Raw genomic sequence first — 2,280 nt, forward strand, 5'->3', positions numbered from 1 at the left:
GGCTGGTGCTGACCCCGCAAAGTGCGAAGGCCGCGTGAGCACGCAACCGCAAGAGGCGGCTCCTGTTTCGAGCCGATCCGGCACCTGGCGTTTCGATGCCGGGGACGGGGCTACGGCCTTCGTCATGATCCTGCCCGCCGCGATCCTCTTCGGTCTTTTCTACCTCTGGCCGTTCGTCAACGGCTTCTGGCTCAGCCTGCACAATTGGGACGGGTTTTCCGACCCGACCTGGGCAGGCTTTTCCAACTACATGCGCCTGGCGCATGATCGCATCTTCCTCGGTGCGCTGCGCAACAATCTGATTTTCGTCGTTGCCGTCGTCGTCCTGAAGAACGTGCTCGGCCTCGGGCTGGCGCTGCTTCTGAACCGGGCGCTGCTCGGCCGCGCCTTCTTTCGCGCCGCCGCCTTCATCCCGGTGACGATGTCCTTCGTCGCCGTCGGCCTGCTCTGGTCCTGGATCTACAATCCCGTCTTCGGCCTGCTCAACAGCGGGCTCGATCTCATTGGCCTCGCCGGGCTGAAACGATCATGGCTCGGCGACGCCGACATCGCGCTCTACTCGATCATCGTCGTCGATGTCTGGAAATGGCTCGGCTTCCATGCCGTCATCTATCTGGCCGGGCTGCAGACGATCCCCTCGGAGCTTTATGAATCGGCGAAGATGGACGGCGCCGGCCCCTTGCAGCGCTTCCGGCACGTCACCGTTCCGATGATGATGCCGATCATCTTCATCAACACCATCCTCGGCCTTTCCGGCGCCTTCGTGCGCAATTTCGACATCGTCTATGTCCTGACCAAGGGCGGCCCGAACCACGCCACCGAAGTGGTGCTCACCTACATGATGAGCAAGGCCTTCCAGGACGGCGCCATGAGCTACGCCGCGGCGATCGGCTATGTGCTGTTCATGATCGTCGGGCTGGCCAGTATCGGCCTGCTGGCCTTGATGCGCAGGCAAAGGCTCGACGTCTGATGAGAGCAGTCGCCAACCCTCCAATTTCGCTGGACGATGGCGCCGCCGGCCATCGCCGTCGCGGGCTCATGCAGCGCCTTGGCATGGCCGGCATCCTCGAACTCGCCGGCATCTATGCCGCGCTCGTCCTCGTGCTCTTCGAGACCCTTTATCCGCTGCTTTGGGTGTTGTTCGGTTCGCTCAAGACCAAGCAGGAAATGCTCAGCAATGTCTGGGGTCCGCCATCGAGCCTGGTGCTGCAGAACTATGCCGATGCCTGGCGGATCGCCGGCATGGGATCGCGCATCGTCAACAGCATCTTCGTCACCGGCTCGGCATTGATCATCCTGGTGGCCGTCGCGACGCCGTGCGCCTATGCGGTGGCGCGTCTTCGTTTCCCCGGACGCGGTCTTGTGGTCGCAGTCGCGGTTGCGGCCATGCTGGTGCCGCCGCAGGTGATGGCCATTCCGCTGTTCCTGGTGGCGCGCGATCTCGGCCTGATAAACAGCCGGCTCGGCATTGCCTTCATCTATGCCGCGACGTCGCTGCCGCTTTCGGTCTTCATCCTGCGCAGCTTCTTCATCACATTGCCGGCCGACCTCGAAGATGCCGCTCGCATCGATGGCGCCAGCCGGCTTGAGATCCTGATCCACATCATGCTGCCCCTGGTGCGGCCGGGCGTGGCGCTGATCCTCATCTTCGGCTTCATCGAGATCTGGAACGATTTCTTCCTGGCCTTCCTGCTGTTGCGCGACCCTTTGGTGCAGACCATCCCGCTTGGGCTGGTCAGCTTCTTCCAGCAATACGACTCGCTCTGGACGCTCTATTTCGCCGCGTTGACGATCACGACACTGCCGGTGATCGTCGTCTTTGTCGCCATGCAACGGCAGTTCATCGCCGGCCTGACAGCCGGCGCCGTGAAGGGTTGACATGCAGGATCGCGTTACTGGCGTTGGCGTTATCGGTTGCGGCGAGATCGCCCAGCTGATGCACTTGCCCTATCTCATGGAATTGCCGGCGTTTCGCATCGCCGCCTTGTGCGACATCTCTCCCGGCACGGTCGACAAGGTCGCGCAACATTATGGCGTCACTGCCAGATATACCGACCATCGCGCGCTGCTTGCCGACCCGAATGTCGATGCGGTCGTGATCTGCACCTACGATCATGGCGAGATGGTCGCCGATGCAATCCGAGCCGGCAAGCACCTGATCGTCGAGAAGCCGCTTGCCTTCACGCCGCAGGAGGCGCGCCCGCTGGTCGAGCAGGCCGAGCGGAGCGGCCTCGTCGCCCTTGTCGGCTACATGAAATTCTATGATCCCGGCTATGAGAT

The 2,280-nt window shown here is 62.4% G+C and carries 3 protein-coding genes; all 3 read left to right on the forward strand.

Annotated elements, in window-relative coordinates:
* Positions 1-970, forward strand: a 970-nt coding sequence (locus tag EOC06_RS30745) for a carbohydrate ABC transporter permease (RefSeq protein ID WP_245470233.1), incomplete at its 5' end; no start/stop codon positions are given.
* Positions 970-1,878 carry a carbohydrate ABC transporter permease gene (locus tag EOC06_RS30750; RefSeq protein ID WP_128309557.1) on the forward strand — a complete coding sequence of 303 codons (909 nt, stop codon included), beginning with the start codon at positions 970-972 and terminating at the stop codon, positions 1,876-1,878. The genes EOC06_RS30745 and EOC06_RS30750, both read left to right, overlap by 1 nt.
* Position 1,879: 1 nt before the next feature.
* On the forward strand, positions 1,880-2,280 hold a 401-nt coding region (locus tag EOC06_RS43910), incomplete at its 3' end, for a Gfo/Idh/MocA family protein (protein ID WP_245470234.1).

This window comes from Mesorhizobium sp. M7A.F.Ca.MR.362.00.0.0 (assembly GCF_004023175.1).
Classification (GTDB): Bacteria; Pseudomonadota; Alphaproteobacteria; order Rhizobiales; family Rhizobiaceae; genus Mesorhizobium.